Annotated in this window: 26 protein-coding genes; all 26 read left to right on the forward strand. The window is 60.1% G+C overall.

Annotated elements, in window-relative coordinates; genetic code table 11:
- Positions 1-11 precede the first annotated feature (11 nt).
- Positions 12-344, forward strand: coding sequence for a phage baseplate protein (locus tag RMV17_RS05825; RefSeq protein WP_016985063.1), 333 nt, complete (start codon positions 12-14; stop codon positions 342-344).
- Entirely contained in the window at positions 341-1,336 is a 996-nt protein-coding gene (locus tag RMV17_RS05830) for a baseplate J/gp47 family protein (protein WP_311885988.1), read from the forward strand. Before RMV17_RS05825 ends, RMV17_RS05830 begins: the two co-directional genes overlap by 4 nt.
- Positions 1,333-1,968 carry a phage tail protein I gene (locus tag RMV17_RS05835; RefSeq protein ID WP_311885989.1) on the forward strand — a complete coding sequence of 212 codons (636 nt, stop codon included), beginning with the start codon at positions 1,333-1,335 and terminating at the stop codon, positions 1,966-1,968. Before RMV17_RS05830 ends, RMV17_RS05835 begins: the two co-directional genes overlap by 4 nt.
- On the forward strand, positions 1,969-4,734 hold the full coding sequence (locus RMV17_RS05840) for a phage tail protein (RefSeq protein WP_311885990.1): 2,766 nt from the start codon (positions 1,969-1,971) through the stop codon (positions 4,732-4,734). It abuts the gene before it with no gap.
- 12 nt (positions 4,735-4,746) lie between these two features.
- Complete coding sequence (locus RMV17_RS05845) at positions 4,747-5,268, forward strand: DUF4376 domain-containing protein (RefSeq protein WP_230669541.1); 522 nt, start codon at positions 4,747-4,749, stop codon at positions 5,266-5,268.
- Positions 5,269-5,353: 85 nt separating this feature from the next.
- Positions 5,354-5,776, forward strand: coding sequence for a hypothetical protein (locus RMV17_RS05850; RefSeq protein WP_034154902.1), 423 nt, complete (start codon positions 5,354-5,356; stop codon positions 5,774-5,776).
- 99 nt (positions 5,777-5,875) lie between these two features.
- Positions 5,876-6,061 carry a hypothetical protein gene (locus tag RMV17_RS05855; protein WP_016985057.1) on the forward strand — a complete coding sequence of 62 codons (186 nt, stop codon included), beginning with the start codon at positions 5,876-5,878 and terminating at the stop codon, positions 6,059-6,061.
- 2 nt (positions 6,062-6,063) lie between these two features.
- Positions 6,064-7,230 (forward strand): tail protein, encoded by a 1,167-nt coding sequence (locus RMV17_RS05860; protein WP_034154903.1) that lies wholly within the window; start codon positions 6,064-6,066, stop codon positions 7,228-7,230.
- Positions 7,230-7,736, forward strand: coding sequence for a phage major tail tube protein (locus tag RMV17_RS05865; RefSeq protein WP_016985055.1), 507 nt, complete (start codon positions 7,230-7,232; stop codon positions 7,734-7,736). The genes RMV17_RS05860 and RMV17_RS05865 overlap by 1 nt, the downstream gene beginning before the upstream one ends.
- 152 nt (positions 7,737-7,888) lie before the next feature.
- Positions 7,889-8,470, forward strand: coding sequence for a phage tail assembly protein (locus RMV17_RS05870; RefSeq protein WP_108225226.1), 582 nt, complete (start codon positions 7,889-7,891; stop codon positions 8,468-8,470).
- A gap of 153 nt (positions 8,471-8,623) precedes the next feature.
- Positions 8,624-10,987, forward strand: a complete 2,364-nt coding sequence (locus RMV17_RS05875; RefSeq protein ID WP_311885991.1) for a phage tail tape measure protein — start codon at positions 8,624-8,626, stop codon at positions 10,985-10,987.
- Entirely contained in the window at positions 10,987-11,370 is a 384-nt protein-coding gene (locus tag RMV17_RS05880) for a phage tail protein (protein WP_016985052.1), read from the forward strand. The genes RMV17_RS05875 and RMV17_RS05880 overlap by 1 nt, the downstream gene beginning before the upstream one ends.
- On the forward strand, positions 11,363-11,575 hold the full coding sequence (locus RMV17_RS05885; protein ID WP_077571347.1) for a tail protein X: 213 nt from the start codon (positions 11,363-11,365) through the stop codon (positions 11,573-11,575). Before RMV17_RS05880 ends, RMV17_RS05885 begins: the two co-directional genes overlap by 8 nt.
- A 9-nt stretch (positions 11,576-11,584) precedes the next feature.
- On the forward strand, positions 11,585-12,616 hold the full coding sequence (locus tag RMV17_RS05890) for a phage late control D family protein (protein ID WP_311885992.1): 1,032 nt from the start codon (positions 11,585-11,587) through the stop codon (positions 12,614-12,616).
- Between the two features lie 142 nt (positions 12,617-12,758).
- Entirely contained in the window at positions 12,759-13,343 is a 585-nt protein-coding gene (locus tag RMV17_RS05895) for a hypothetical protein (protein ID WP_311885993.1), read from the forward strand.
- Positions 13,340-13,519: a DUF2635 domain-containing protein gene (locus RMV17_RS05900; RefSeq protein WP_007908782.1), complete on the forward strand. Its 180-nt coding sequence runs from the start codon at positions 13,340-13,342 to the stop codon at positions 13,517-13,519. The genes RMV17_RS05895 and RMV17_RS05900 overlap by 4 nt, the downstream gene beginning before the upstream one ends.
- The gene (locus RMV17_RS05905) at positions 13,519-15,015 is read left to right on the forward strand and encodes a phage tail sheath subtilisin-like domain-containing protein (protein WP_242204850.1); all 1,497 of its coding nucleotides are present in this window, start codon (positions 13,519-13,521) and stop codon (positions 15,013-15,015) included. The genes RMV17_RS05900 and RMV17_RS05905 overlap by 1 nt, the downstream gene beginning before the upstream one ends.
- Positions 15,016-15,082: 67 nt before the next feature.
- A complete protein-coding gene (locus RMV17_RS05910) occupies positions 15,083-15,430 on the forward strand; it encodes a phage tail tube protein (RefSeq protein WP_007908779.1) in 348 nt (115 codons plus the stop codon).
- A complete protein-coding gene (locus tag RMV17_RS05915) occupies positions 15,427-15,723 on the forward strand; it encodes a phage tail assembly protein (protein WP_007908778.1) in 297 nt (98 codons plus the stop codon). Before RMV17_RS05910 ends, RMV17_RS05915 begins: the two co-directional genes overlap by 4 nt.
- 130 nt (positions 15,724-15,853) lie before the next feature.
- Positions 15,854-17,629 (forward strand): phage tail protein, encoded by a 1,776-nt coding sequence (locus RMV17_RS05920; protein ID WP_311885994.1) that lies wholly within the window; start codon positions 15,854-15,856, stop codon positions 17,627-17,629.
- Entirely contained in the window at positions 17,616-18,854 is a 1,239-nt protein-coding gene (locus tag RMV17_RS05925) for a DNA circularization protein (RefSeq protein WP_034154912.1), read from the forward strand. Before RMV17_RS05920 ends, RMV17_RS05925 begins: the two co-directional genes overlap by 14 nt.
- Before the next feature lie 2 nt (positions 18,855-18,856).
- A complete protein-coding gene (locus RMV17_RS05930; RefSeq protein ID WP_311885995.1) occupies positions 18,857-19,906 on the forward strand; it encodes a phage baseplate assembly protein in 1,050 nt (349 codons plus the stop codon).
- Positions 19,907-20,041: 135 nt separating this feature from the next.
- The gene (locus RMV17_RS05935; protein WP_016985044.1) at positions 20,042-20,551 is read left to right on the forward strand and encodes a phage baseplate assembly protein V; all 510 of its coding nucleotides are present in this window, start codon (positions 20,042-20,044) and stop codon (positions 20,549-20,551) included.
- Complete coding sequence (locus tag RMV17_RS05940; protein WP_034154915.1) at positions 20,551-20,949, forward strand: phage GP46 family protein; 399 nt, start codon at positions 20,551-20,553, stop codon at positions 20,947-20,949. Before RMV17_RS05935 ends, RMV17_RS05940 begins: the two co-directional genes overlap by 1 nt.
- Complete coding sequence (locus RMV17_RS05945) at positions 20,939-21,985, forward strand: baseplate J/gp47 family protein (protein ID WP_311885996.1); 1,047 nt, start codon at positions 20,939-20,941, stop codon at positions 21,983-21,985. Before RMV17_RS05940 ends, RMV17_RS05945 begins: the two co-directional genes overlap by 11 nt.
- On the forward strand, positions 21,973-22,572 hold the full coding sequence (locus RMV17_RS05950) for a YmfQ family protein (RefSeq protein WP_034154917.1): 600 nt from the start codon (positions 21,973-21,975) through the stop codon (positions 22,570-22,572). Before RMV17_RS05945 ends, RMV17_RS05950 begins: the two co-directional genes overlap by 13 nt.
- The last annotated feature ends 12 nt before the right edge of the window (positions 22,573-22,584 follow it).

The raw sequence follows: 22,584 nt of genomic DNA on the forward strand, positions 1-22,584 counted from the left end.
AAGAGCCTCCCATGATCGGAATCGATAGAGACAGCGGGGCCACGGTCGACGACTGGCTGCAGTTTGTGCAGCGCGCGACCCGGGCCCTGACCACGCCGCTGGGCACCCGGCAAAAACGGCCTTTGTACGGATCGCTGATCCCCACGCTGCTGGGGCAGAACCTCGGTGACGACGTTCTGCTTCTCGCCCAGAGCCACGCCGCGCAGGCGTTCTACAACAAGCAAAACGGCATTGACGATTTTCAGCCGCAAGTGATCGTCGCCAGCCGTCAGGGCGCCGGTCTGCTGCTGCGCTTCGCCGGCACCTGGAAAAACCGTCAACAAACCTTCGAGGTCGTGACATGAGCATGTTGATCCCCGGCCAGAACCAATTGGCCGAACCCGCGCTGATCACCGTTGAAGCCTTCGAAGAGCTGCTCGCCGAATTCAAGACCTTTGTCATCGAATACGTCGGCGCGCGCTCGCCGGACAGTGCCGCAAAACTCAAGATCAGCCTGGACAACGAAAGCGAGCTGCTGACGCTGGCGCTTGAGGCTTTCTGCGTGCGGTTGCAAACCCACGAGCGCAAATACAACGCTCGCATCAAACAGATGCTGGCGTGGTGGGCGACGGGCAGCAACCTCGATGCGCGGCTGGCTGACATGGGCCTGGAGCGGCAGTTGCTCGATCCCGGCGATCCGGCGGCATTCCCGCCGGTTCCGGCGATTTATGAAAGCGACGACGACGCTCGCTTGCGTTATTACCTGGCGCCACACGCCCCGGCAGCGGGCTCGCGGATGCAGTATCGCCGCGAAGTTTTCACCCTCGGCGAGCGTCCCACGGTGCAAGTCGAATCCACCGAGGCAGGTGTGGTGAATGTCACCTACACCTTCAACCCGGACGGTCTCGCCGCGCAGGTCAAGGATGGCAATGCTCGGCGTACCGCGCCGGGCGAAGTGCAGGTCACTGTGCTGTCCCGCGACGGCGATGGCACGCCTTCCCAGGCATTGCTTGAAGGCGTTCGTCAGCACTTCGCACGGCCTGATGTACGACCGGAAACCGACCTGGTTACCGTCAAGGCTGCCGACATTCAGCGCTACAAGATTCGCGTTGTCGCGAAGATCAATTCCGGCCCCGATTCGGGCCTGACCAAAGTCGCCGCGCAACAACAATTGCAGGCCTACGCCGACAGTTGCCATCGCCTCGAAGGCCGGGTCGATCCGAGCTGGATCGACTACACGCTGCACAGCGCCGGTGCCGTGCAACTGCAGATTCTTGAACCGCTGGCGCCGATCGTGACCACGGCGTTTCAAGCGCCGTACTGCACGGCAGTCGAAGTCGAGGTGCTGACGCTATGAGTGAACCAACTCAGCGCCGAACGCTGCTGCCGGCCAACAGTTCGGCACTGGAACGAGGTCTGGATCTGGGCTTTGGCACCTTGCTTGATCGCATCGCACCGCCGTTTCCGGAACTGATGAACCCCGCAGAAACCCCGGTCGCCTTTCTGCCTTATCTGGCAGCGGATCGTGGTGTCGCCGAATGGAGCACCACCGCACCGGAGGCGGAAAAACGCCTGACCGTCGAATTGGCCTGGCCCACCGCGCGCCAGGCCGGCACTCGCAAGGCGTTGGAAAACGCCGCCAAGGGTTTGCAGTTAAGACCCGAGGTCCGCGCCTGGTACGAGCAGACGCCGCCCGGTGCGCCTTACAGCTTTTCCGTACGAGCCTTCAGCGACCAACCCTACAGCGAAGAAATCGACGCCCGTCTCGACCGACGTCTGGCTGATGCCAAGAGCGAGCGCGATGTGCTGACGGTCTCGGTCGGCTTGAGCGCTTTCGGCAATCACGTCATCGGCGCCGCGACGTTCTGCGGCGAACTGACCACGATTTATCCAGTGTTCATCGAAGGGCTCGAAACCTCGGGAGAGGCATTCATGGCTGCCGGCATGTACACCGTCGAAACATCCACTATTTATCCTCAGGGGGCCTGAATGGCTGACTATTACACCCTGCTCACCAACGCAGGGATTGCCTACGAAACGGCGTGCAAGGCCGCGGGCACACCGATCAAGTTGACGCAGATTTCTGTCGGTGATGGCGGCGGCTCGGTCTACAACCCGGCCGCGACCGCCACCGCGCTGAAACGCGAAGTCTGGCGCGGGCCGCTCAATGCGCTATTCCAGGACGAGAAGAATCCGAGCTGGCTGCTCGCCGAAGTGACCATTCCGCCTGATGTTGGCGGTTGGTATGTGCGTGAAGCCGGGCTGTGGACTGATACCGGGATTCTTTACGCCATCGTCAAATATCCGGAGTCGTTCAAACCGGTGCTGGCGACGTCGGGCTCGGGTAAAGAGTTCTACATTCGCTCGATTTTCGAGACGAGTAATGCGTCGCTGGTGACGTTGTTGATTGATGACACGGTGGTTAAAGCTACGCGTGCCTGGGTCATGAGTTACCTCGCCGAAGAACTCGGCAAACTGGATGGCAAGCAGTCGGTGCGTGTCGCGGCATCCGCCAACATCGTGCTGAACGGTGCGCAGCAAATTGACGGTGTTGCAGTGATTGCTGGCGACCGCGTGCTTGTTGCGAATCAGGCGCTGGCCAAGGACAACGGTTTGTGGATCGTCGCCAATGGCGATTGGGTGCGGGCGACCGATGCCAACAGCAGCGCCAAGGTCACGCCGGGCCTGACGGTCATGGTGGAGGAGGGCACGGCGAACGGTGATTCGCTGTGGCACCTGACCACCAATGCGCCGATCACTCTCGGCACGACCGCGCTGACGTTCAAGATGCTCGCCGGTCGCACCGGGATTGCGGCTGGGACTTACAAGAGTCTGACGGTGGATGAATATGGCCGCGCGACTGCCGGTGCGAACCCTGAAACGTTGGCTGGGTTTGGTATCAAGGATTCGTACACCAAGGCTGAAGTTGAAGCGTTGATTGCCAAGGCGTCGGCGCTGCCGGTGGGATCGATCGTCGCGTTTCCGGTTGATGCACCACCGCCGGGGTTTCTGGAGCTGGATAACAGCGTCAAGAGCAGCGCGACTTACCCGGACCTGAGCGCTTATCTGGGCGGCAAGTTCAACAAGGGTGATGAAGGTACCGGGAATTTCCGTTTGCCTGAAACGCGTGGGGAGTTTTTGCGCGGTTGGGATCATGGACGAGGGGTGGATGCTGGCCGTGGTCTCGGTAGCTGGCAGGCCGACGACAACAAGTCGCATGCTCATACCGTCACCCGCATGCAGGCGTTCGCCAATGCGACTGGCAGTAATCCGAGTGCCGTAGTGGTAGACAACGGCAATACGGCCGTAATAACCAATTTCGCGGCTGGCTTCAACAGTTCTGGTGGAGCGGAGGCACGTCCCCGCAACATCGCCGTCATGTGGTGCATCAAAGCCTGGAACGCCCCGGTCAATCAGGGAACCATCGATGTCGCCGCGCTGGCCAAGGAAGTCGAACGGCTCAAATCCGCCGTTCCGATTGGCGCTGTTCTGGCATTCCCGACGGGTATTGTCGCACCCGGTTATCTGGAGCTGGACGGCAGTGTGCAGAGCATTGCGACTTATCCGGATCTGGCCGCCTATCTCGGTACCACGTACAACAAAGGCAATGAGGGCGCAGGTAACTTCCGATTGCCGGACTCCCGTGGCGAGTTTCTTCGTGGCTGGGATCATGGGCGAGGCGTGGATGCTGGAAGGGGAGTTGGTACAACTCAAGCCGAAGCATTTGCTGCACACAACCATCGTTATTTTGATGGCACTGCTGCGACCTTCGATCCTGCAGGTAATTGGCAGGACGGGAAGATCAATGGTGCGGCAGCGAGTATCTCAACGGGTGCATTTCTTTCCCCGATAGAAAACGGTAGCACCATGCAGATGGTGAATGCCGCGAACACCGTCAACGCTGGTGGTGCTGAAACCCGCCCTCGTAACCTCGCTGTCATGTGGTGCATCAAAGCCTGGAACGCACCGGTCAATCAGGGGGGCATCGACATCGCTGTGCTCTCTGAACAACTGCAACAGCTTTCGTTGAATGGGCCCATTGCTGGGGACATTCGAAACGCTCGGGTCTCGATTCCGGTCGCTGCTTCGACCGCGACGTTTACAGCTTCCGAGATGGTGCTGGGAGATGTGAACGGGAAAAGGGTCGTAATCTCCAACTTCAACCAGAGCATCAACCTGTCGGCTTCGGTCAAGGGCCTGGGGACGATGGATGTGGGCGCGGCACCGGTCAATGGGTTTGTCGCGATGTACGCGCTTTACAATCCTGCCTCCAGATCCACCGGCATTATCGCCGTCAACACCACTGCAGCAATCGCTCCGAAGCTGTTGGCGGGCGTCGCTCCTGATGGATATACGTTTTCCGCGCTCCTCAGCATTTTGCCGACGAATGCCAGTGCTCAATTTGCTGTCGCTGAACAAGTTGAACGTCAGGTGTTCTATGGCACGCAAGTGTTGTCGACAACTGTCCCGGTTCTGACGCTTACAGGGTTATCGATCTCTGCAGCTGTGCCATTGAATGCCAAGTCGGTTTCCGGAAACTTTCAAGGCACGGTGTCGGCCAATGGATACAGCATGGCGCTTGCCGGGTCAGCTGCCGCCATAGGTCTTCAGACCTTTATCGTGAATTTTTCAGGGGCAGGCGGTGGTTCGTTTCTGGATGTTCCCTTGTTGTCGCCGCAAACGCTGTTTTATCGCCTGAGCAGCGCTGGAACCTTTAGTGCTTTTTCGATCACGACTAATAGTTACAGATTTTGAAGGGTGAACCGAGTGGAAGATAAATCACGCATAAACGTCATGTTCTCGGATGAGGCGCAAACGAAGATCGTTGCGGTGTTCTCCTGCCCTCAAGAGGAAGGAAATTACGCCAATCTGGGTGTGGTCGAACCGCAGGATCAACGCTATCTGACTTACACGTCGGAGTCTTCGGCTGATCCGCAACTGAGTCCTTCGCAGATCATTGCAGCCGAGAGATATCGTCGAGAAGGTATCGGTATCGTTGTGGGATCAATGGCTATCGAAACATCTCGCGACAGCCAGGCGCTGATCGCCAGCACAGGTCTGTCTGCCATTCTCGACCCCGAGTATCGCTGCAACTTCAAAACCCTCAATGGTTTTGTCGAGATCGGCGCCGAGCAGATTCTCGCCATTGCCAAGGCTGTGCGCAGCCATGTCCAGGCCTGCTTTGATCGCGAACTGGATTTGCTCCGGGCCCTCGAGGCGCGAACTTATAAAGATGAAATGCTCGCTGAAGGTTGGCCGCTCTCGCCACCGATCACAGCGCATCAGTAAACGCCCCATTCTCTGGGGCGTTTTCATATCTGGCCACTCACGAGGGTGGTTTTAAAGTCGTCGTTAATCAAACAAGGAAGAACCTATGTTTTACGCACCCTCCACGGGCGGTTTTTACGATCCCGCCTTTCATACCGAAATTCCAAGCGATGCAGTTGAAATTTCTCAGGAGTACTGGCTCGAGTTATTGAACGGGCTGTCTACCGGCAAGATGATTGTCATGAATGAAAATAACTATCCGGTGCTCGTTGATCGGCCGGGGCCAACGCCTGCGGAACTTGAGAGCATTGAACGCTACTGGCGCAAACAGCAGATCGCGCTCACTGATCCCGTGGTCAACCGTCACCGTGACGAGGTGGACCGTTGGCCAACCCAGCTGACCCCGGCGCAATACATCGAGTTGCAAACGTACCGCCATGTGCTTCGTCTGTGGCCGGAGGGCGGTGAGTTGCCCTTGAGCGAACACCGCCCGGCAGCGCCGGAATGGCTCGCTAGCCTGCCTGAATAAAAACGCCCCGCACTGACGGGGCGTTTTCTTATCCGCTGATCAGCAACTGATAGCCCCTTGTTGAAACCAAGGGGCTTTTTCGTCTTTGGAGAAACCCGAATGGCAACCCGCCAAACCTACACCGTACTCGTTCCATTCCCCACCGGCGGTGGGCACTGGTCGAGCATCGGTCAAGACCTTGATCTGCTCGACGTCGAGGCCAGTGCCTTGCACTTCGCCGGTCGACTGGAACTGAAAACCCCCTCCACCCAGGCCAAAAAGGCCGCTGCCAAGAAGGCTGACTGAATATGGCTGAGGTTCTGAACTTCGAGCACAACGGCATTACCGTCAATGCCACCGAATCCCCCGAGGCCATGGGTGGCCTGGGTGACAACGTCATCGGTCTGGTCGGCACTGCGCCGAAAGCCGATCCGCTGATTCCGCGAAACGCGCCGTTCCGCATCAACAGCTTCACCACCCACGCGCTGCTCGATCCGACCGGTTCGGAAGAGGGCACCCTGTATCACGCGGTTTACCAGATCCTCAAAGTGGTCAAGGTGCCGGTCTACGTGGTCATCGTCGAAGCGGGCGCGACCCCGGCCGACACCGTCAACAACGTGATCGGCGGTGTTGATCCGCTGACCGGCCGCAAGCTCGGTCTGGCTGCACTGGGCAGTGTCCCGGAAGACCTGACCATCATCGGTGCGCCGGGCTTCACCGGCACCAAAGCGGTGGCCAGCGAGTTCGCTTCGTTCGGCAAGCGCATCAAGGCCCGTGTGGTGCTGGACGGCAAGGACGCCTCGGTCGCCGATCAAGTGCTGTACAGCCAGGAATTGGGCGGCGCCGACCTCGGTTTCGACCGTTGCCTGGTGGTGCACAACATGCCGGCCGTGTACTCGAAAGCGGCGAAGAAAAATGTGTTCCTGTCGCCTTCCAGCCTGGCGATTGCCGCACTGGCCAAGGTCAAGCAGTGGGAGAGCCCGGGCAACCAGGTGACCTACGCCGAAGACGTTTCGCGAGTGGTCGAATACAACATCCTCGACACCTCCACCGAAGGCGATCTGCTCAACCGCTACGGCGTCAGCTACTACGCCCGCACCGTACTCGGCGGTTTCTCGCTGCTGGGTAACCGCTCGATCACTGGCAAGTTCATCAGCTACGTCGGCCTCGAAGATGCGATCAGCCGCAAGCTGGTCAAGGCCGGCCAGAAAGCCATGGCCAAGAACCTCACCAAATCCTTCATGGACCAAGAGGTCAAGCGCATCAACGATTGGCTGCAAACCCTGGTCGCTGACGAAACCATTCCTGGCGGCAGCGTGTATCTGCACCCAGAACTGAACAGCGTCGAGAAGTACAAGAACGGCACCTGGTACGTGGTTATCGACTACGGCCGCTACGCGCCGAACGAACACATGGTTTATCAACTCAACGCCCGCGATGAAATCATCGAGCAGTTCCTGGAGGACGTTCTCTAATGTTTACCAACCGCGTAAGACAGGCCATCGCGGCCACCCTGCAAGGCCTGCCGCTGTCGGCGACCGTTGAAGAATTCACCCCGCCGAAGATCGAATTCGACGTGGAAGAAATGCGTGGCGGGCGCTTCATCGTCGAGGAAATGGCCAAGGGCGGCAAAGCGCTCAACGCCAAGCTGACCCTGCAAGGCCTCGGCGCCGAAGTCATGCTGGCACTGGGTGTGAAGCTGGGCGACGACATCCTGCTGAACGTGCGTGAAGCCGGTCAGGACCAGGACGGCAACACCTGGTTCACCTATCACACCGTCGGCGGCAAGCTGAAGTCCCTCGAAGAAACCGCCGTGAAAATGGGTGAAAAACCCAAGACCAATCTGGAGCTGTCCTGCCGCACCTACAACCGCCTGGAAAACGGCGTACCGGTGATCGACATCGACGTGCGCACCCAGAAATTCGTGCTCAACGGCGTCGACATCCTCGGTGATGCCCGGCGTGCAGTGCTGATGCCGTAACTCACGGCTTACAGGCAAGCACAAAACCCTGTGGGAGCGAGCTTGCTCGCGAAAGCGGTCTGATGTTCAACATCGATGTTGACTGACCCGACGCCTTCGCGAGCAAGCTCGCTCCCACATTGGATCTAAACGAATCACCAAGGAATTCATACATGTCGTGGATGCCACCCCAGCATGACCTGCTGTCGCCAATTACCGGCGATGACGGTTCGCAGATCGAAACGATCCAGCTCAAACCGCTGTTCTACGCCGCGCAAAAAGACGCGCTGGAACGCGCTGGCGATGACGAAGACGATCAGTTCTTCGAACTGGCGCTGCTCGCCACTGGCCTCTCGGTCAAGGAACTCGACCAGCTCAAGCGTCCGGACTACGTGAGCATCGCCCAGTATGTGCACGAGATGTCGACACGCCCGGCTTCGTACTTTCTCGACCAGGTCGAGGACGCGCAAAAGTCCGACGATCCCGATCAGGTGCAACTGCTGCAACCGCTCGCCGTAACCGGCCGCACCGTGACCTCGCTGTCGCTGGAAATGCCTGTGCTGCGCGCCACCAAAGTGATGAAGAAACTGAAAACGGCCAAGGAACGCGCCGAGTTCATCACCGCCCATTGCACCGGCCTGATGATCCCCGATCTGGCCCTGATGACCGTCCCGGACTGGACGCAATTGCAGGTGCGCATCGACGATTTTTTAAACCAGCCGGCGGCCTACTTTCGGAACGCGACATCGAAGTAATCCTCGATATCGTCCCGCTCATTTACCCGGTAAGTGAGGCGGAAATTCTGGAATGGGACGCCGAAAAGGCGTTGCGCCGCTACGACATAGCGATCACTCGCCTTGGCGTGAAACAGGAGTAGAGCGGCAATGGCAGAAACAAGGTATTCGCCAATGCTGGCCAGCGCGAACAGCAGCGTCGGGTTCAGCAACACTGGCTTGGCAGGTGAGAAGTTCGCATTCGACGTTATCGCCAATCCACTGGCGGAGTTGAAGCTTGCGGTCTTGACCGCCAGTCAGGACATCCGGTTATTGATCAAGGAGCAGATCAAGCTTCGGGAAGTCATGGTCGCGTTGCAGTCGCTGTCGAAGGCCGGTTCGCCAACGTCGGCGCCAGTAAGTGCGCCGAAGTCAAAACTCACGGCCGAGATCGAACAGCGTCAGCCTCCCGCGTTTCTGCAGTCGACCATGGCGCTTCAAACGGCCATGGCCACGCTAAAACAAGTGCCGGGCATGGACGGCGATCTCAAGAGCATGGAGATCGCCAACCTGGCAATGGCCGGTGAAAAAGCGGTGGCGGGCAGTGGTGCGACTGCGGTTAGCCTGGCCGAGGTCGAATATGCAGCGGGCAAATCCGGGGTAGGTGCCAATCTCACTGGCGACGCCAAGGAACAGGAACTGCTGGATTTCGGCCGTGATGCCGCCACGAACGCGACAGCGTTTGGCATTGAGCTGAAAGCCGCTGGAGAAATGCTGACGGTCTGGAGAACCTCGCTCAAGCTCGATCGCGCGCAGGCTCAAAGCTTGGCCGACGCCAGTATTCATCTCGGGAAGAATTCGCTGAAAGCGACCGCAGCCGACATTGGCTCGGTGGTACAGAGTTCTGGCGAAACAGGAGTCGCGGCGGGTATTGCACCTGAGCAACTGGCTGCTCTTGCGGCCGCTTTGCTCAACGCAGATGTGGACACGTCTGGCGCCGCTGCATCGGTGAAAAGCATCAGCGCTGCGCTGGCCAAAGGTGCCAAAGGCTCGGTCGCCGAGCGTGCCGCCTGGGCAACACTTGGACTCCAGCCGGACAAGCTCACCGAGGATGTACCGCAAACCGTTTTCAAAGCGCTCGAGGCTCTCAAACAAAAGCCGGTGAGCCAACAATCGGCACTGATCAAGACATTGTTCAACGGTGACGAAGGCGTCAGCAAACTGCTGGAGAAACCGCAGGATGTCGACAAGACATTTGCGTTGCTGACCGCGAGAAAACCGCTAGATCCACAGACCGAGTTGCTGAAGACGCTGTCGACCGGCAACGACGGTTTGCATCAGTTGATGGCCAAACCTGCTGAAACGACGTTCTCGCCGGTTCCCCTTCAAGGACCGACCCACAGCACCGAGCCGCAATACAAAGGTGCGGTGCAGAGGTCAGCCGATCCGGCTGGCGGCAGTCCTCAGCAAAGCTGGAACGCTTACGACGCCAGTAGAAACCGTTTGGCGACAGCGGTCGCTCCGGATGCGCAAACGCTGGACTCGCTCACCAATACATTGAACTGGGCGGCGGAAAAAGCCGAGGCGAACCCGAAAGTCGCCACGTCTCTGACTATTGCGGCGGCGGGGCTTACGGCGTTCGTGGGGGCGTTGCTGGCAAAGGCCGCTGATAATTTCGTTGGCAAGCTTGTGAAGGGCATCGCAACGAAACTGCCGAAGGGACTTGGCAAATGGATTGCGGATATCGATGTTGCCGGCGATAGCGGTAAACCCGTTGAAAACTCGACTTTTGATGAACCCGATCCGAAAAAGCCCACCCAGAGAAAGGGTGGAGGCCTGAAACCACGCAGGGTGAGCCTCGGTTCTTTGACCCAGCGAAAGAGCCATCAACCACTGATTGGTTCCGGCAGCTCTGCAGCTCGCAATCCTCTCATTCGCCAGACCTCAGCGTGGCCCGCAAGCATGACGGCATTCGCCGGCTCATCGGGCGCCAGCCCAATGCCCGCTGCGCGGCTGTCCGGCTCCTACGCCAAGGCCGGCGCGCTGCTGGCCAAAAAAGCGCCGCCGCTGCGCCTGCTCAGCGCAGGTTATGAACTGGTCAATGGTGTGATGCACGGGGACACGCGTTCAGTGGTGTCATCCGGTGCTTCGTTGGCCGGGTCTTCAGCGGGCGCCGCTGTCGGTGCCGCGCTTGGCACGCTGATTCTGCCTGGTGTGGGTACTGCAATTGGCGGGTGGCTCGGAAGCATGGCGGGGGGAGCCATCGGTGAGTCGCTGGGCGACAAACTGGGGACCCAAGTCGATCGTCTCGGTGCGCCTGCTCAGGTCAGCAAGGACCTGATCGCGACCTCGGCGACCTCCGCGATCCCTGCCACCACAGCCGCCAGCCAGCCTGTCACGTTCAACTCAACGATTCAGATCAATGGCCAGGATCTGGCCAGCGCCCAGGCGCTCGCCAATCTGGTGGTACAAACAACCATGGGGCAGTTGGGTCAGATCATGCCAACCAATCCCCTCGCCACCCGCCGTGACGCAGCCCTTACCGATGGAGTCGCCTGATGAAACAACAAATGGCATTGGGCAGTTTCATCTTCGGCCTCTCGCGCCAATTTGCGTACCACTCGTTGTTGCGCAAGTCCGATGGCGGCTGGAGCGAAATACAGATCCTCACCAGCAAACCCAAATCCAGTCAGACCGGCCAGAAGCCGGAAACCCTGACCATCACCGGCAAGTCGATGTACGCCGTGGCCATGGATCGGCTCGATGAATTGCGCGCCTTGCAGGCACTGCGTATCCCACTGCCGCTGATTGATGGCATCGGTCGCAACTGGGGGCTGTGGCGGATCAACAACGTTCAGGAAACCCAGACCCAGATCATCGATGACGGCACGGCGATGGTCGTCGATTGGGTCATCGAATTGGCGGAGTTCAACAATGCGTAAGGTTCGAAGCGTGGCCGGTGATTCGGTGAATCTGCTGCTCTACCGCGAAACCGGGCGCAGCGACGATGCCGCCGAAGAAGCCCTGTGGAAACTCAACCCGACTCTGGCCGAACACGGCCCGGTTCTGCCCGCTGGCATCTGGATCGTGCTGCCTGAACTCGACAGCAAACCCGCCGCGATCAAAGCGCTCACGGCCTGGGATTAAGGAGGTTGTATGGCATTGGGTTTTACCCCGGTCGTGCAGATTTATGGCGCAAACGCGGATCTGCTCAACCAGCGGCTGATCAGTTGGGAACACATTGATGCCGCCGGTATCGAGTCGGATCAACTGACCCTGACCATTGATCTGGAAGGCCTCGAAGGGCTGCCAAATCTGGGCGGGAAAATCGGCCTGCTGGTGGGTTACCTGGAAATGGAAGAGATGGTCGACAAGGGCCAGTTCAAAGTCACTCGCCTGACGCCGACGCTGTTTCCGTTTCGCCTGACCCTGGTGGCCACTGCAGCGCCTTTCAGCAAGGATGACGAGACCGGCTTCAAGCAGCGGCGCACCGCCAGTCATGGACCGACGACGCTCGGTCAACTGTTTAGCAAACTGGTGTCGCAGCACGGCTTTTCATCGCGTGTCGCTGCGGACGTGTCGATGATCAAAATCGCCCACGTCGACCAGTCCAATGAAACTGACATGGGTTTTCTGACGCGGCTGGCAAAGAAGTACAACCTGGTCGCCAAACCTTATGGCGATGCGTATGTGCTGGCGCGGCCCGGGCAGATCAAATCAATCTCGGGGCAGAAACTGCAGGATGTGACGTTGTCGGTCACCCACAACAATCGTCCCGGCGATCACGCCTTCATCAGTGCCACGCTGGAAGAGGCCGCCCGCGAACAGGCCAAGGGCTGCAAGACCTGTTTTGTCGATGCTGTTACAGGCGTTTTGCACTGGGTCGAAACGGGACTTGCGCCGTTCAAGACCATCCGCCAGAAGCAACCCAATGAAGCGGATGCCATCGCCGTCGGCGAGGGCGAAGTGCGCAAAATGCTCCGGCAAAAGTACAAGGTGAAGATCACCTGCCCCGGCGATCCGCGACTGGCCGCTGAAGGCCTGGTACTGCTCGATGACACCTGGCCGGACTTCATGCGCGGGCGCTGGTCGATCGACAAGGTCACGGCCAGCGGCAATCGCGAGAACAGCTATCGCTGCCTGATCGATGCCAGCGGCCTCGATCCAAAGGCTGAATCCAAGGACTGACGACACATCTCCCTGTGGGAGCGAGCCTGCTCGCGAAGAGGCCGGAACATCGAGCATTGAAGGCGACTGAGACACCGCTTTCGCGAGCAGGCTCGCTCCCACATTGGGTCCTGCGCAACTCTCATCATTCTGGAACACCCCCATGAAGATCACCCCGATCCTCACGCAATTGCGTGCGCAATGCCCAGGCCTGGCCAATCAAATTTCGGTGGGTGTCGATCTGTTGTTGCTACAAGGCAATGCCAATCTGCCGACACCCTCGGCCCATGTGCTGCCACTCGCCGACTTGGCGAGTGAAAGCACCACCCAAAACCTCACCACCCAACCGATCCGCGACCGCTTCGAAATCGTCCTGGTGCTTGACGCCAGCGACGCTACAAAAGCGCTGGATCTGTTGCACGACCTGCGCGCCGAACTGTGGCGTGCGCTGGTGGGATTCAAGCCCGATTCCGACTACAGCGCCATCGTTTACGACGGCGGCGAAATGGTTTCGATCAACAGCAGCCGCGCCTTCTACCGGCTGCGCTTTTTTGCCGAGTTCCAGCTCGGCCGCAATCTGCCAAGTCAGCCTGCGGAGAGTTGGCACGAACGCGAACTGGACGGTTTGTCGTCCTTTACCGGGGCCACCGTACGGGTCGATGCAATCGACCCCGCCGACCCCAACCTGAAACGCCCGGGCCCCGATGGGCGCGTGGAAATGACTTTCTCTGGAGACGTAACCCCATGAGCAATCGCATCACCGTACTGCCGGCCGAAGGCCGCGTCGTACCTGACCCGGAAGCCGGCGATCTGCTGCCGCTGGAAGGCCGTGAAGTGCTGGACAGCGCCTGGTGGCGCCGACGTCTGGCCGACGGCGATATCACCCTCAAAACCGCACCAGCCAAACAAAAGGGAGCCAAATAATGGCGATCGGATTCAGCAACATCCCCGCGGACATTCGTGTACCGCTGTTCTATGCCGAAATGGACAACTCGGCTGCCAATAGCGCGAGTTCGACCCTGCGTCGTTTGATCGTCGCTCAGGTCAACGACAACATCGCGCCGACCGAAGTCGGCAAACTGGTTTTGGTCTCCAGCGTTGCGCTGGCCAAGAGCATCGGCGGCCAAGGCTCGATGCTCGCCTCGATGTACGAGACCTTCCGCAAGGCCGACCCGATCGGTGAGATCTGGTGCCTGCCGCTGCACAACGCCGAAGGCGCGATCGCCAAAGGCGTGCTGACCCTGACCGGCACCGCCACTCAGGCGGGCGTGTTGAATCTGTATGTCGGCGGCGTGCGTGTGCAAGCCACCGTGGTCAACGGTGCCACCGCTACGCAAGCGGCCACCGCACTGGCGCAGAAAATCAACGCCACTGCCGATCTGCCGGTGAGCGCTGCGGCTGCCGAAGGTGTGGTTACCCTGAACGCCAAATGGACCGGCGACAGCGGCAACGACATCAGCCTGCAATTCAATCGCCTGGGCAAGAGCAATGGCGAAGACACCCCGGCCGGCCTGACCACTGCGATCACCGCCATGACCGGCGGCGCCGGCGTGCCGGATCAAGTGGCGGCGATTGCCGCACTGGGCGACGAGCCGTTCGAGTTCATCGCACTGCCATGGTCCGATCTGTCGACGCTCAACACCTGGCAAGCAGTGATGGATGACAGCACCGGTCGCTGGTCGTGGGCCAAGCAACTGTTCGGTCACGTCTACAGCGCCAAACGCGGCACTGTCGGCACTCTGGTGGCTGCCGGCCAGGCACGCAACGATCAGCACATGACCATTCAGGCGCTGGAGCCGGGCGTTCCGCAACCGTTCTGGGTACAAGCCGCTGCACTGGCTGCACGCACCGCGGTGTTCATCTCTGCCGACGCCAGCCGTCCGACCCAGAGCGGCAGCCTGCCGGGTGTTGATCCGGCACCTGCCAGCGAACGCTTCACGCTGACCGAGCGTCAGTCGCTGCTCAACTACGGCATCGCCACCGCGTACTACGAAGGCGGCTACGTGCGCATCCAGCGTTCGATCACCACCTACCAGAAGAACGCTTACGGTCAGGCCGACAACTCCTACCTGGACAGCGAAACCATGCACCAGTCGGCGTTCATCGTGCGCCGTCTGCAAAGCGTGATCACCAGTAAGTACGGTCGCCACAAACTGGCTTCCGACGGCACCCGTTTCGGCGCCGGCCAACCAATCGTCACCCCGGCGACCATTCGCGGTGAGCTGATCGCGCAGTACGCCAAGCTCGAACTGGAAGGCCACGTCGAGAACGCCGAGCTGTTCGCCGAGCACCTGATCGTCGAGCGCGACGTGCAGGACCCGAGCCGCGTGAACGTGCTGTTCCCGCCGGATTACATCAACGGTCTGCGCGTGTTCGCACTGCTCAACCAATTCCGTCTGCAGTACGACGACGCGGCTTGATCCGCGCGTTTGACGGCAAGTTATCAGCCCACCGCGCGTGGGCTTTTTTATTCAAGGGAGTAACACCATGGGTCAACTGATTGCAGGCACCTGCTACGTCAAAGTCGACGGCGCACAACTGACCATCAATGGCGGCTGCGAAGCCCCGCTGATGGCGGTCAAACGCGAAACCGTCGTACCCGGCTTCTACAAGGAAACCGACATCGCGCCGTCGTTCAAAGTGACTGCGCTGCACACCGCCGACTTCCCGCTGAAGAAGCTGATCGAAGGCACTGACATCACCGTCACCTGCGAATTCAGCAACGGCAAAGTCTACGTACTGGCCGGCGCCTATCTGGTCGAAGAACCAGTCTCCAAAGGCGATGACGCCACCATCGAACTGAAATTCGAAGGCATCAAGGGGACCTGGCAATGAGCGGCGCCGTGAAGCTTCAGGTTGCGATCGAAGCTCACGGCGAGCCCCTGACCGAACTCGTCCTGCGCCGTCCGACGGTGCAGGAGGTGCGAGCGATCAAGGCGCTGCCGTACAAGATCGACAAGAGCGAAGAAGTCAGCCTCGACATGGACGTGGCGGCCAAATACATCGCCGTGTGCGCCGGCATTCCGCCGTCGTCGGTCAACCAGCTGGATCTGGCTGACCTCAATGCGCTGAGCTGGGCCGTTGCGAGTTTTTTCATGAGTGCGGCGTCGGCGCCATCACCGACCTGATCGCCGTCGCCTATGACCTGGCCTGGTTCTGGAAGGTTGACCCCGAACAGATGATGGCCAGGCCACTGGATGTGCTCCGCGAATCGCTGGAGCACGCGCAACGGATCAATGCGATGCAGCAGGTGCAGTGATGGCAGACGAAGAAACGAAAGTAAAAACTCCGGTGCTGATCACGGGCATCGATGAGCTATCGCCCAAGCTCGGCGCCCTTCAGGCCAAGGTCGGGAGTTTCAAGAAAAATCTCGAGCAGGTCGGCCTCGACAAACTGGACATCAGCGGACTGTTCAAGGGCGGCAGCGTGATCACGCCGTTCGTGGACGGGATCAAATCGGCGGCAGCATTTCAGGGCAAATTGACCGACGTCAGCGACACGGCAAAAACCGTCGACCTGCCCGCCACACCGAAAGTCGCTGCGCAAAACATGAATGTGTTCAGTGCGTCGATGGAAAAGGTTTCCGCAGCCGTGGACGCCGCACTGGTGCCGGCGGTGGGGGCGTTGGTGGTCGGGCTGGAACCGATGCTGACTCAGGTCGGCAGCCTGCTCGCCGACAACCCGAAACTGGTCGAAGGCCTGGCGGCGGGGGCGATTGCCTTCTCCGCCATGCAAACCGCTGTCACCGGTATGACCCAGGTGATGGACGTGATGAGCATGGTGCTCAAGACCAATCCGATCATGTTGATCGCAATGGGCATCGCGGTGGCGGCCGGTTTGATTTATGCCAACTGGGCGCCGATCAGCGCTTTCTTCAAGGACATGTGGGAGGGCGTGAAAAACATCGGTGTGAGTGCGATGGCGACGTTGCGCTCGATCCTCGGTTGGCGACCGCTGGATGCACTGGCGGCGTTGTGGTTACCGATCGCGGGATTTTTCTCCGGGATCTGGGACAAGGTCAAAGCGGTCACCGCGCCAGTAATCGACTTTTTCAAGTCGGTGTTCTCGTGGACGCCCGCCGGCATGATCCTGGAAAACTGGGCGCCGCTGACCGGTCTGTTTTCGGCAATCTGGGACTTGCTCAAGGCCTTGAGTGTGCCGGTGATGGCGTTCCTCAAAGGTCTGTTCGACTGGACGCCGTTGGGGATGATCATCAACAACTGGGGCGCGATCACCGGGTTCTTTGCCTCGATCTGGGCGGCATTGCAACCGGCGGCACAAGCCATCAAGGACTTCTTCGGCACGTTGTTCGACTATTCCCCACTGGGCATGATCGTCAACAACTGGGGCAGTATCGTGGCCTTCTTCGAACCGATCTGGGCCGCATTGCAAACCTCGGCGCAGCAGATCAAAAGCTTCTTCCAGAGCTTGTTCGAATGGTCGCCGCTGGAACAGATCGCCATGTACTGGCAACCGGTCAGCGAAGTGTTTTCGGCGTTGTGGGGCGTGGTGCAGGCGTTGGCCGCACCGGTACTCGAGTTTTTGCACAACATGTTCGAATGGACGCCGTTGGGGCAGATCATCAAGAACTGGGGGCCGATCACCGAGTGGTTTGGCGAGTTGTGGCAAAAGCTGCAAACCGTGATTGCACCGATCAAAGAGCTGTTCGACGGTGGCTTTGCCGGACTGATCGCCAAGGTCACCGGCAAGGTTGAAACGTTCACCGAAGCGCAACGCCAGACCAATGCCGAAGGCAAAGGGGAGTTGGCGCCGGCGTTCTTCGGAGCAACGCCGCAAGCAGCGGGTAACGGCGCACTGCAAAGTGGTTCGTTGCCACAGAGTTCCGGCGCACTGATTCAACAAAGCGCAATCAACAACCGCACACAACTCGAAGGCGGCCTGACCGTGCGCTTCGAAAATGCGCCGGCCGGATTGCGCACCGATCAACCGCAAAGCAATCAACCGGGCCTGGCGCTGTCTTCGCGCATTGGCTATCGCTCGCTGTCGGCAGGAGGTTCCAATGAACTGGCGTGACCGTTTGTTGCCGGCATCCTTTCGTGGTGTCGGGTTCTGGATCGATCAGGCGAAAACCCCGGTCGGCCGCAAAGGTCAGTTGCACGAATATCCGCAGCGCGACCTGCCGTATTTCGAGGATCTCGGCCAACAGGCCAGGATCCACGATGTTACGGCCTTCATCATCGGCGCCGATTGCCTGGAGCAGCGCGACAAGCTGCTCAAGGCGTTGGAGGCGGGCAGTGGTGAACTGGTGCATCCGTGGCTCGGGCGCCTGCAAGTCAAGGTCGGTGAATGCGACATGACCCACACCCGCCAGGACGGCGGGTTGGTGACCTTTACCCTGAAGTTTTATCCCGATCAGCCGTTGCCGTTTCCGACTGCCAGCGTCAGCACGCAGAAAGTGCTGCTGGCCAAGGCTGACACTTTGCTGGGGTCAGCAGTGTCGCGTTTCGAAGAGGTCATTGTCCGGATTCAAGCGGCACGGATTGGCATTAACAATCTGCGAAACAGCCTGACCGGGGTGTTCGATGTGATTAAGGAACAGCTGAAACCACTGATCGCGCAATACAAGGAAATCACTGAACTGGTCAGAGCCGTCAAGGAGTTGCCCAAGGAAGTGGCGGCGGAGTTCAAGGGGTTGCTCGGCGATATCAAGGAGCTCAAGGCGTTCGCGAAGGAGGGCTACCGTGGCGTGATTGCCGACGTGTCCCAACAACTCGAAGCGATCCGCAAGGCTGATGCGCCGAAGATCACCACGGGCAAGGACACCAATGCGGCGGCGCAAGCCATGGCCGATTTGGTGCAGGACACTTTGATTGTCAAAGTGGCGCAATGGGTCGCTTCAATGCCGGTGGCGGCGAAACCGGTGAAGTTGCTGTCGACCCCTTCCTTGGATCAGCAGTCGAAGCAGCCGATTTCTCGACAGGAAGTGCCGGCTACCGACGATTTACAGGCGCTTCAAAAGGACTTGGTCGAGGCGCTCCAAATGGCCAAAAACAAAGCCGGTCCAGCGCACTATCAGGCTATCAGCGACGTGCAGGATGCTTTGGTGGCGCACCTCAAAGCCGTAGCGTCATCGGGGGTGCGTCTGGTCACCAAGTCGTTTCAGGAAAGTTTGCCGGCACTGGTAGTGGCTTACAAACAATTCAGTGATGCGACACGGGTGACCGAAGTGGTCCAGCGTAACGGAGCGACCAACCCGTTGTACCTGCCACCCAACGACGTGAAAGTCTCTCGGGAGTAGTCATGGACGTAATGGACAACCATGTCACGTTGACCGTCAACAACATGGAATACGGCGGCTGGAAAAGCGTGGAAATCACCGCTGATCTGGAGCGCCAGTTCCGCACCTTCAAACTCGACATCACCTGGCAGTGGCCGGGGCAGACGGTGGACCAGCGGATCAAGCCGGGTGACCCCTGCGAAGTGAAAATCGGCCAGGATCTGGTGCTCACCGGCTACGTGTTCAAGGCCCCGATCAGCTATGACGGACGCCAGATCAGCCTGAGCATCGAGGGCAGTTCCAAGACTCAGGATCTGGTCGATTGCGCCGCCAGAAACCAGCCGAACCAGTGGCAGGAGCAACCGTTGCTGAGCATCGTGCAGGCGCTGGCGATGGAGTATGGGCTGATGGTGGTCAATGAAATTCCCGAGACTGCACGGCTGACCAAGCACACGATTGTGCCGGGTGAAACCGTGTTCCAGTCGATCGACCGTTTGCTCTCGTTGCTGCGGGTGTTTTCCACCGATGACGAGCAGGGCCGGCTGGTGCTGGCCAAACCCGGCAGCGGTGGTCGGGCCAGCGATGCGCTGGAATTGGGCAAGAATATCCTGTCGGCCAACGCCCCCATGGATCAGAGTCAGGTGTTCTCCGAATACCGGGTGATCGGCCAGCAGAAAGGTTCGGACAAGAAGAGCGGGGCGGCGGTCAGCGAGGTTGAATCCAGCGCGACCGATCTGACCTTCAAACGTCGACGCACCACCATCATCAACGAGGGTACCGCGCTGACGTTCGAACTGGCCCAGCAACGCGCCCAGTGGGAGTGCGCCACCCGTATGGGGCGGGCGCAGACCACCACGTATCGGGTGCAGGGCTGGCGCCAGGCCAACGGTGATCTTTGGCGGCACAACACGCTGGTCAAAGTCACGGATCCGGTGCTTGGGTTTGATGGCGACATGCTGATCTCCAAGGTCACTTATTCGTTGTCGGCACAAGGCTCGGTGACCACGCTGCAAGTGGCGCCGCCGCATACCTTCGATGCCAATCCCAGCCCCCCGAAAAAACCATCAGCCTGACGCCCGCCCCTGTGGGAGCGAGCTTGCTCGCGAAGGCGTCAGATCAGACACCGCTCTGGTGCTTGTCAGGACGCTTTCGCGAGCAAGCTCGCTCCCACAGGGATCAGCATCAACCTCACCACTTGAGGACAATTCATGAGCCTACTGACACGCCTGCTGGCGCGCGGCACTGTCGTGCTCGCCAACTCGGCATCCAAGCTGCAATCGCTGCAAATGCGCCTCACCGCCGGTGAAGTGAACGACGACATGGAGCACTTCGAACCTTACGGTTTCACCAGCCATCCGCTGGCCGGTGCCGAAGGTGTCGTCACGTTCATCGGCGGCGACCGATCCCACGCCATCGCTTTGGTCATCGCTGACCGCCGCTATCGCCTGCAATCGTTGGCGTCGGGCGAAGTGGCGATCTACACCGACGAAGGCGACAAGATTCACTTCAAGCGTGGGCGGATCATCGATATCGAAACCGCCACGCTGAACATCCGCGCCAGCAGCGCGGTGAACTTCGATACGCCGGTGATCAACCAGACCGGCAAGATCGTTTCCACCGGCGATCAACTTGCCGGTGGCATCAGCCAGATCAAACACGTGCACGTCGGTGTGCAGGCCGGCAGCGGCCAGACCGGCGCGCCGGCAGGAGGCAAGTGATGCTGATCAGCCAAAACCTCCATGCTGCACTGACGCGCTCCGTACTGATCAGCCTGTTCACCTGGCGCCGCGCCGCCGATGACGACGCCCTCGACGACGACGAACGTTTCGGCTGGTGGGGCGACACGTTTCCCTCCGTTGCCGACGACCGCATCGGCTCGCGGCTGTGGCTGCTGCGCCGGGTCAAGCTGACCCGACAAACGCAGATGGACGCCGAGTTCTATGCCCGTGAAGCCTTGCAGTGGCTGATCGACGACGGCCATTGCAGCGCCATCGACATCATCAGCGAACGCCTCGACGCCCAGCGCCTGAACCTGCGCACGGTCCTGACCCTGGCCGACGGCGAACGTCTGGACATCAACCCCGATAACAGTTGGCAGGTGATCTATGCCGTTTGAAACCCCTTCGCTGCCGGTGCTGATCAAACGCACCCAAAGCGACCTGGCCGGCGACTCGCTGCGCCAGTCCGATGCGCAAGTGCTGGCCCGTACCCTCGGTGGCGCGGCTTATGGTCTGTACGGTTATCTCGACTGGATTGCCGAACAGATCCTGCCCGACAGGGCCGACGAGTCGACCCTGGAACGCATCGCCGCACTGCGCCTGAACCAGCCACGTAAACCCGCGCAAGTCGCCACCGGTAGCGTCAATTTTACCGCTACTGCCGGCGCGGTGCTCGACGCCGATACGCTGCTGCAAACCAATGACGGCCGCACCTACAAAGTCACCGCCGCGCGCACCACGGCCAATGGCAGCAACACCACCACAATTGCCGCGCTGGATGCCGGCAGCCTCGGCAATGCCGACGCCGGGCTGGCGCTGACACCGGTGCAGCCGATTGCCGGTGTGGTCGGCAACAGTTTTGTCGTGCTGGCGCCGGGACTCAGCGGCGGCGTGGCGCGGGAAAGTCTGGAGTCGCTGCGCTCGCGGGTGATTCGTTCCTACCGCGTTATTCCCCATGGCGGTTCGGCCAGTGACTACGAGACCTGGGCACTGGAAGTGCCGGGCGTGACCCGCGCCTGGTGCCGTGGTGGCTTGCTCGGGCCGGGCACCGTGACGGTATTCATCATGCGTGACGAAGACCCGCAACCGGTGCCGAACGATGAGCAATTGGCGGAAGTTCAGGACTACATCGAACCGCTGCGTCCGGTGACCGCGGAAGTGCACGTGCAGAGGCCGATTCAGGTGCCGGTGGTGTATCGCTTCAAGAGCGTCAACCCGGACACCAGCGCCGTGCGCGCTGCGGTTGAGGCGCAACTGCGCGACCTGCACAACCGCGAGGCCGATCTGGGCGTGCCGTTGCTGATCAGCCATATCCGCGAAGCCATCAGCAGCGCTGGCGGTGAGTACGATCACACGCTGACCGCGCCGGCTGCTGACGTGCCTGCCGGGCAAAGCGAACTGCTGACCTTCGGAGGTTGCGTATGGGGGGCATAAGAACCGCCGCGCAATATCAGGCGCAACTGCGCGCCTTGCTGCCCACTGGCCCGGCGTGGGATCCGGAGCGCGTGCCGGAGCTGGAAGAAGTGCTGCAAGGTGTCGCCGTCGAACTGGCGCGCCTCGATGCCCGCGCCGCCGACCTGCTCAACGAGATGGACCCGGCCGGCGTCAGCGAACTGGTGCCGGACTGGGAACAGGTGATGAACCTGCCCGACCCGTGCCTGGGCGCCACACCGCTGTTCGACGACCGCCGCCTCGCCGTACGCCGGCGCTTGCTCGCGGTCGGCAGCCAGGCTGTCGGTTACTACATCGACATCGCCAAAAGCCAGGGTTACCCCAACGCGACCATCACCGAACTCGAAGCCCCACGCATGGGCCGCTCGCGTTTCGGCTCGGCGCACTGGGGCACGTGGGAAGCGCAGTTCATGTGGACGCTCAACACCGGCGGGCGCTTGTTGCTGGGTCGGCGTTTCGGCGCGAGCTATTGGGGCGAGCGCTTCGGCGTTAATCCGGGCTCGGCACTGGAATGCCTGATTCATCGCAGTGCGCCGGCGCATACCAAGGTGCACATCAATTATGACTAGGGAGGAATGAGC

This window comes from Pseudomonas sp. VD-NE ins, assembly GCF_031882575.1.
Lineage (GTDB): Bacteria > Pseudomonadota > Gammaproteobacteria > Pseudomonadales > Pseudomonadaceae > Aquipseudomonas > Aquipseudomonas fluorescens_BZ.

Coding starts and splice junctions, on each gene's coding strand:
- RMV17_RS05945 (WP_311885996.1), top strand. CDS start 20,939: ATGCCGTTTGAAACCCCTTCGCTGCCGGTGCTGATCAAACGCACCCAA.
- RMV17_RS05865 (WP_016985055.1), top strand. CDS start 7,230: ATGTTTACCAACCGCGTAAGACAGGCCATCGCGGCCACCCTGCAAGGC.
- RMV17_RS05860 (WP_034154903.1), top strand. CDS start 6,064: ATGGCTGAGGTTCTGAACTTCGAGCACAACGGCATTACCGTCAATGCC.
- RMV17_RS05910 (WP_007908779.1), top strand. CDS start 15,083: ATGGGTCAACTGATTGCAGGCACCTGCTACGTCAAAGTCGACGGCGCA.
- RMV17_RS05905 (WP_242204850.1), top strand. CDS start 13,519: ATGGCGATCGGATTCAGCAACATCCCCGCGGACATTCGTGTACCGCTG.
- RMV17_RS05875 (WP_311885991.1), top strand. CDS start 8,624: ATGCTGGCCAGCGCGAACAGCAGCGTCGGGTTCAGCAACACTGGCTTG.
- RMV17_RS05915 (WP_007908778.1), top strand. CDS start 15,427: ATGAGCGGCGCCGTGAAGCTTCAGGTTGCGATCGAAGCTCACGGCGAG.
- RMV17_RS05925 (WP_034154912.1), top strand. CDS start 17,616: ATGAACTGGCGTGACCGTTTGTTGCCGGCATCCTTTCGTGGTGTCGGG.
- RMV17_RS05950 (WP_034154917.1), top strand. CDS start 21,973: ATGGGGGGCATAAGAACCGCCGCGCAATATCAGGCGCAACTGCGCGCC.
- RMV17_RS05930 (WP_311885995.1), top strand. CDS start 18,857: ATGGACGTAATGGACAACCATGTCACGTTGACCGTCAACAACATGGAA.
- RMV17_RS05940 (WP_034154915.1), top strand. CDS start 20,551: ATGCTGATCAGCCAAAACCTCCATGCTGCACTGACGCGCTCCGTACTG.
- RMV17_RS05835 (WP_311885989.1), top strand. CDS start 1,333: ATGAGTGAACCAACTCAGCGCCGAACGCTGCTGCCGGCCAACAGTTCG.
- RMV17_RS05870 (WP_108225226.1), top strand. CDS start 7,889: ATGTCGTGGATGCCACCCCAGCATGACCTGCTGTCGCCAATTACCGGC.
- RMV17_RS05900 (WP_007908782.1), top strand. CDS start 13,340: ATGAGCAATCGCATCACCGTACTGCCGGCCGAAGGCCGCGTCGTACCT.
- RMV17_RS05880 (WP_016985052.1), top strand. CDS start 10,987: ATGAAACAACAAATGGCATTGGGCAGTTTCATCTTCGGCCTCTCGCGC.
- RMV17_RS05890 (WP_311885992.1), top strand. CDS start 11,585: ATGGCATTGGGTTTTACCCCGGTCGTGCAGATTTATGGCGCAAACGCG.
- RMV17_RS05855 (WP_016985057.1), top strand. CDS start 5,876: ATGGCAACCCGCCAAACCTACACCGTACTCGTTCCATTCCCCACCGGC.
- RMV17_RS05850 (WP_034154902.1), top strand. CDS start 5,354: ATGTTTTACGCACCCTCCACGGGCGGTTTTTACGATCCCGCCTTTCAT.
- RMV17_RS05840 (WP_311885990.1), top strand. CDS start 1,969: ATGGCTGACTATTACACCCTGCTCACCAACGCAGGGATTGCCTACGAA.
- RMV17_RS05830 (WP_311885988.1), top strand. CDS start 341: ATGAGCATGTTGATCCCCGGCCAGAACCAATTGGCCGAACCCGCGCTG.
- RMV17_RS05895 (WP_311885993.1), top strand. CDS start 12,759: ATGAAGATCACCCCGATCCTCACGCAATTGCGTGCGCAATGCCCAGGC.
- RMV17_RS05935 (WP_016985044.1), top strand. CDS start 20,042: ATGAGCCTACTGACACGCCTGCTGGCGCGCGGCACTGTCGTGCTCGCC.
- RMV17_RS05885 (WP_077571347.1), top strand. CDS start 11,363: ATGCGTAAGGTTCGAAGCGTGGCCGGTGATTCGGTGAATCTGCTGCTC.
- RMV17_RS05920 (WP_311885994.1), top strand. CDS start 15,854: ATGGCAGACGAAGAAACGAAAGTAAAAACTCCGGTGCTGATCACGGGC.
- RMV17_RS05825 (WP_016985063.1), top strand. CDS start 12: ATGATCGGAATCGATAGAGACAGCGGGGCCACGGTCGACGACTGGCTG.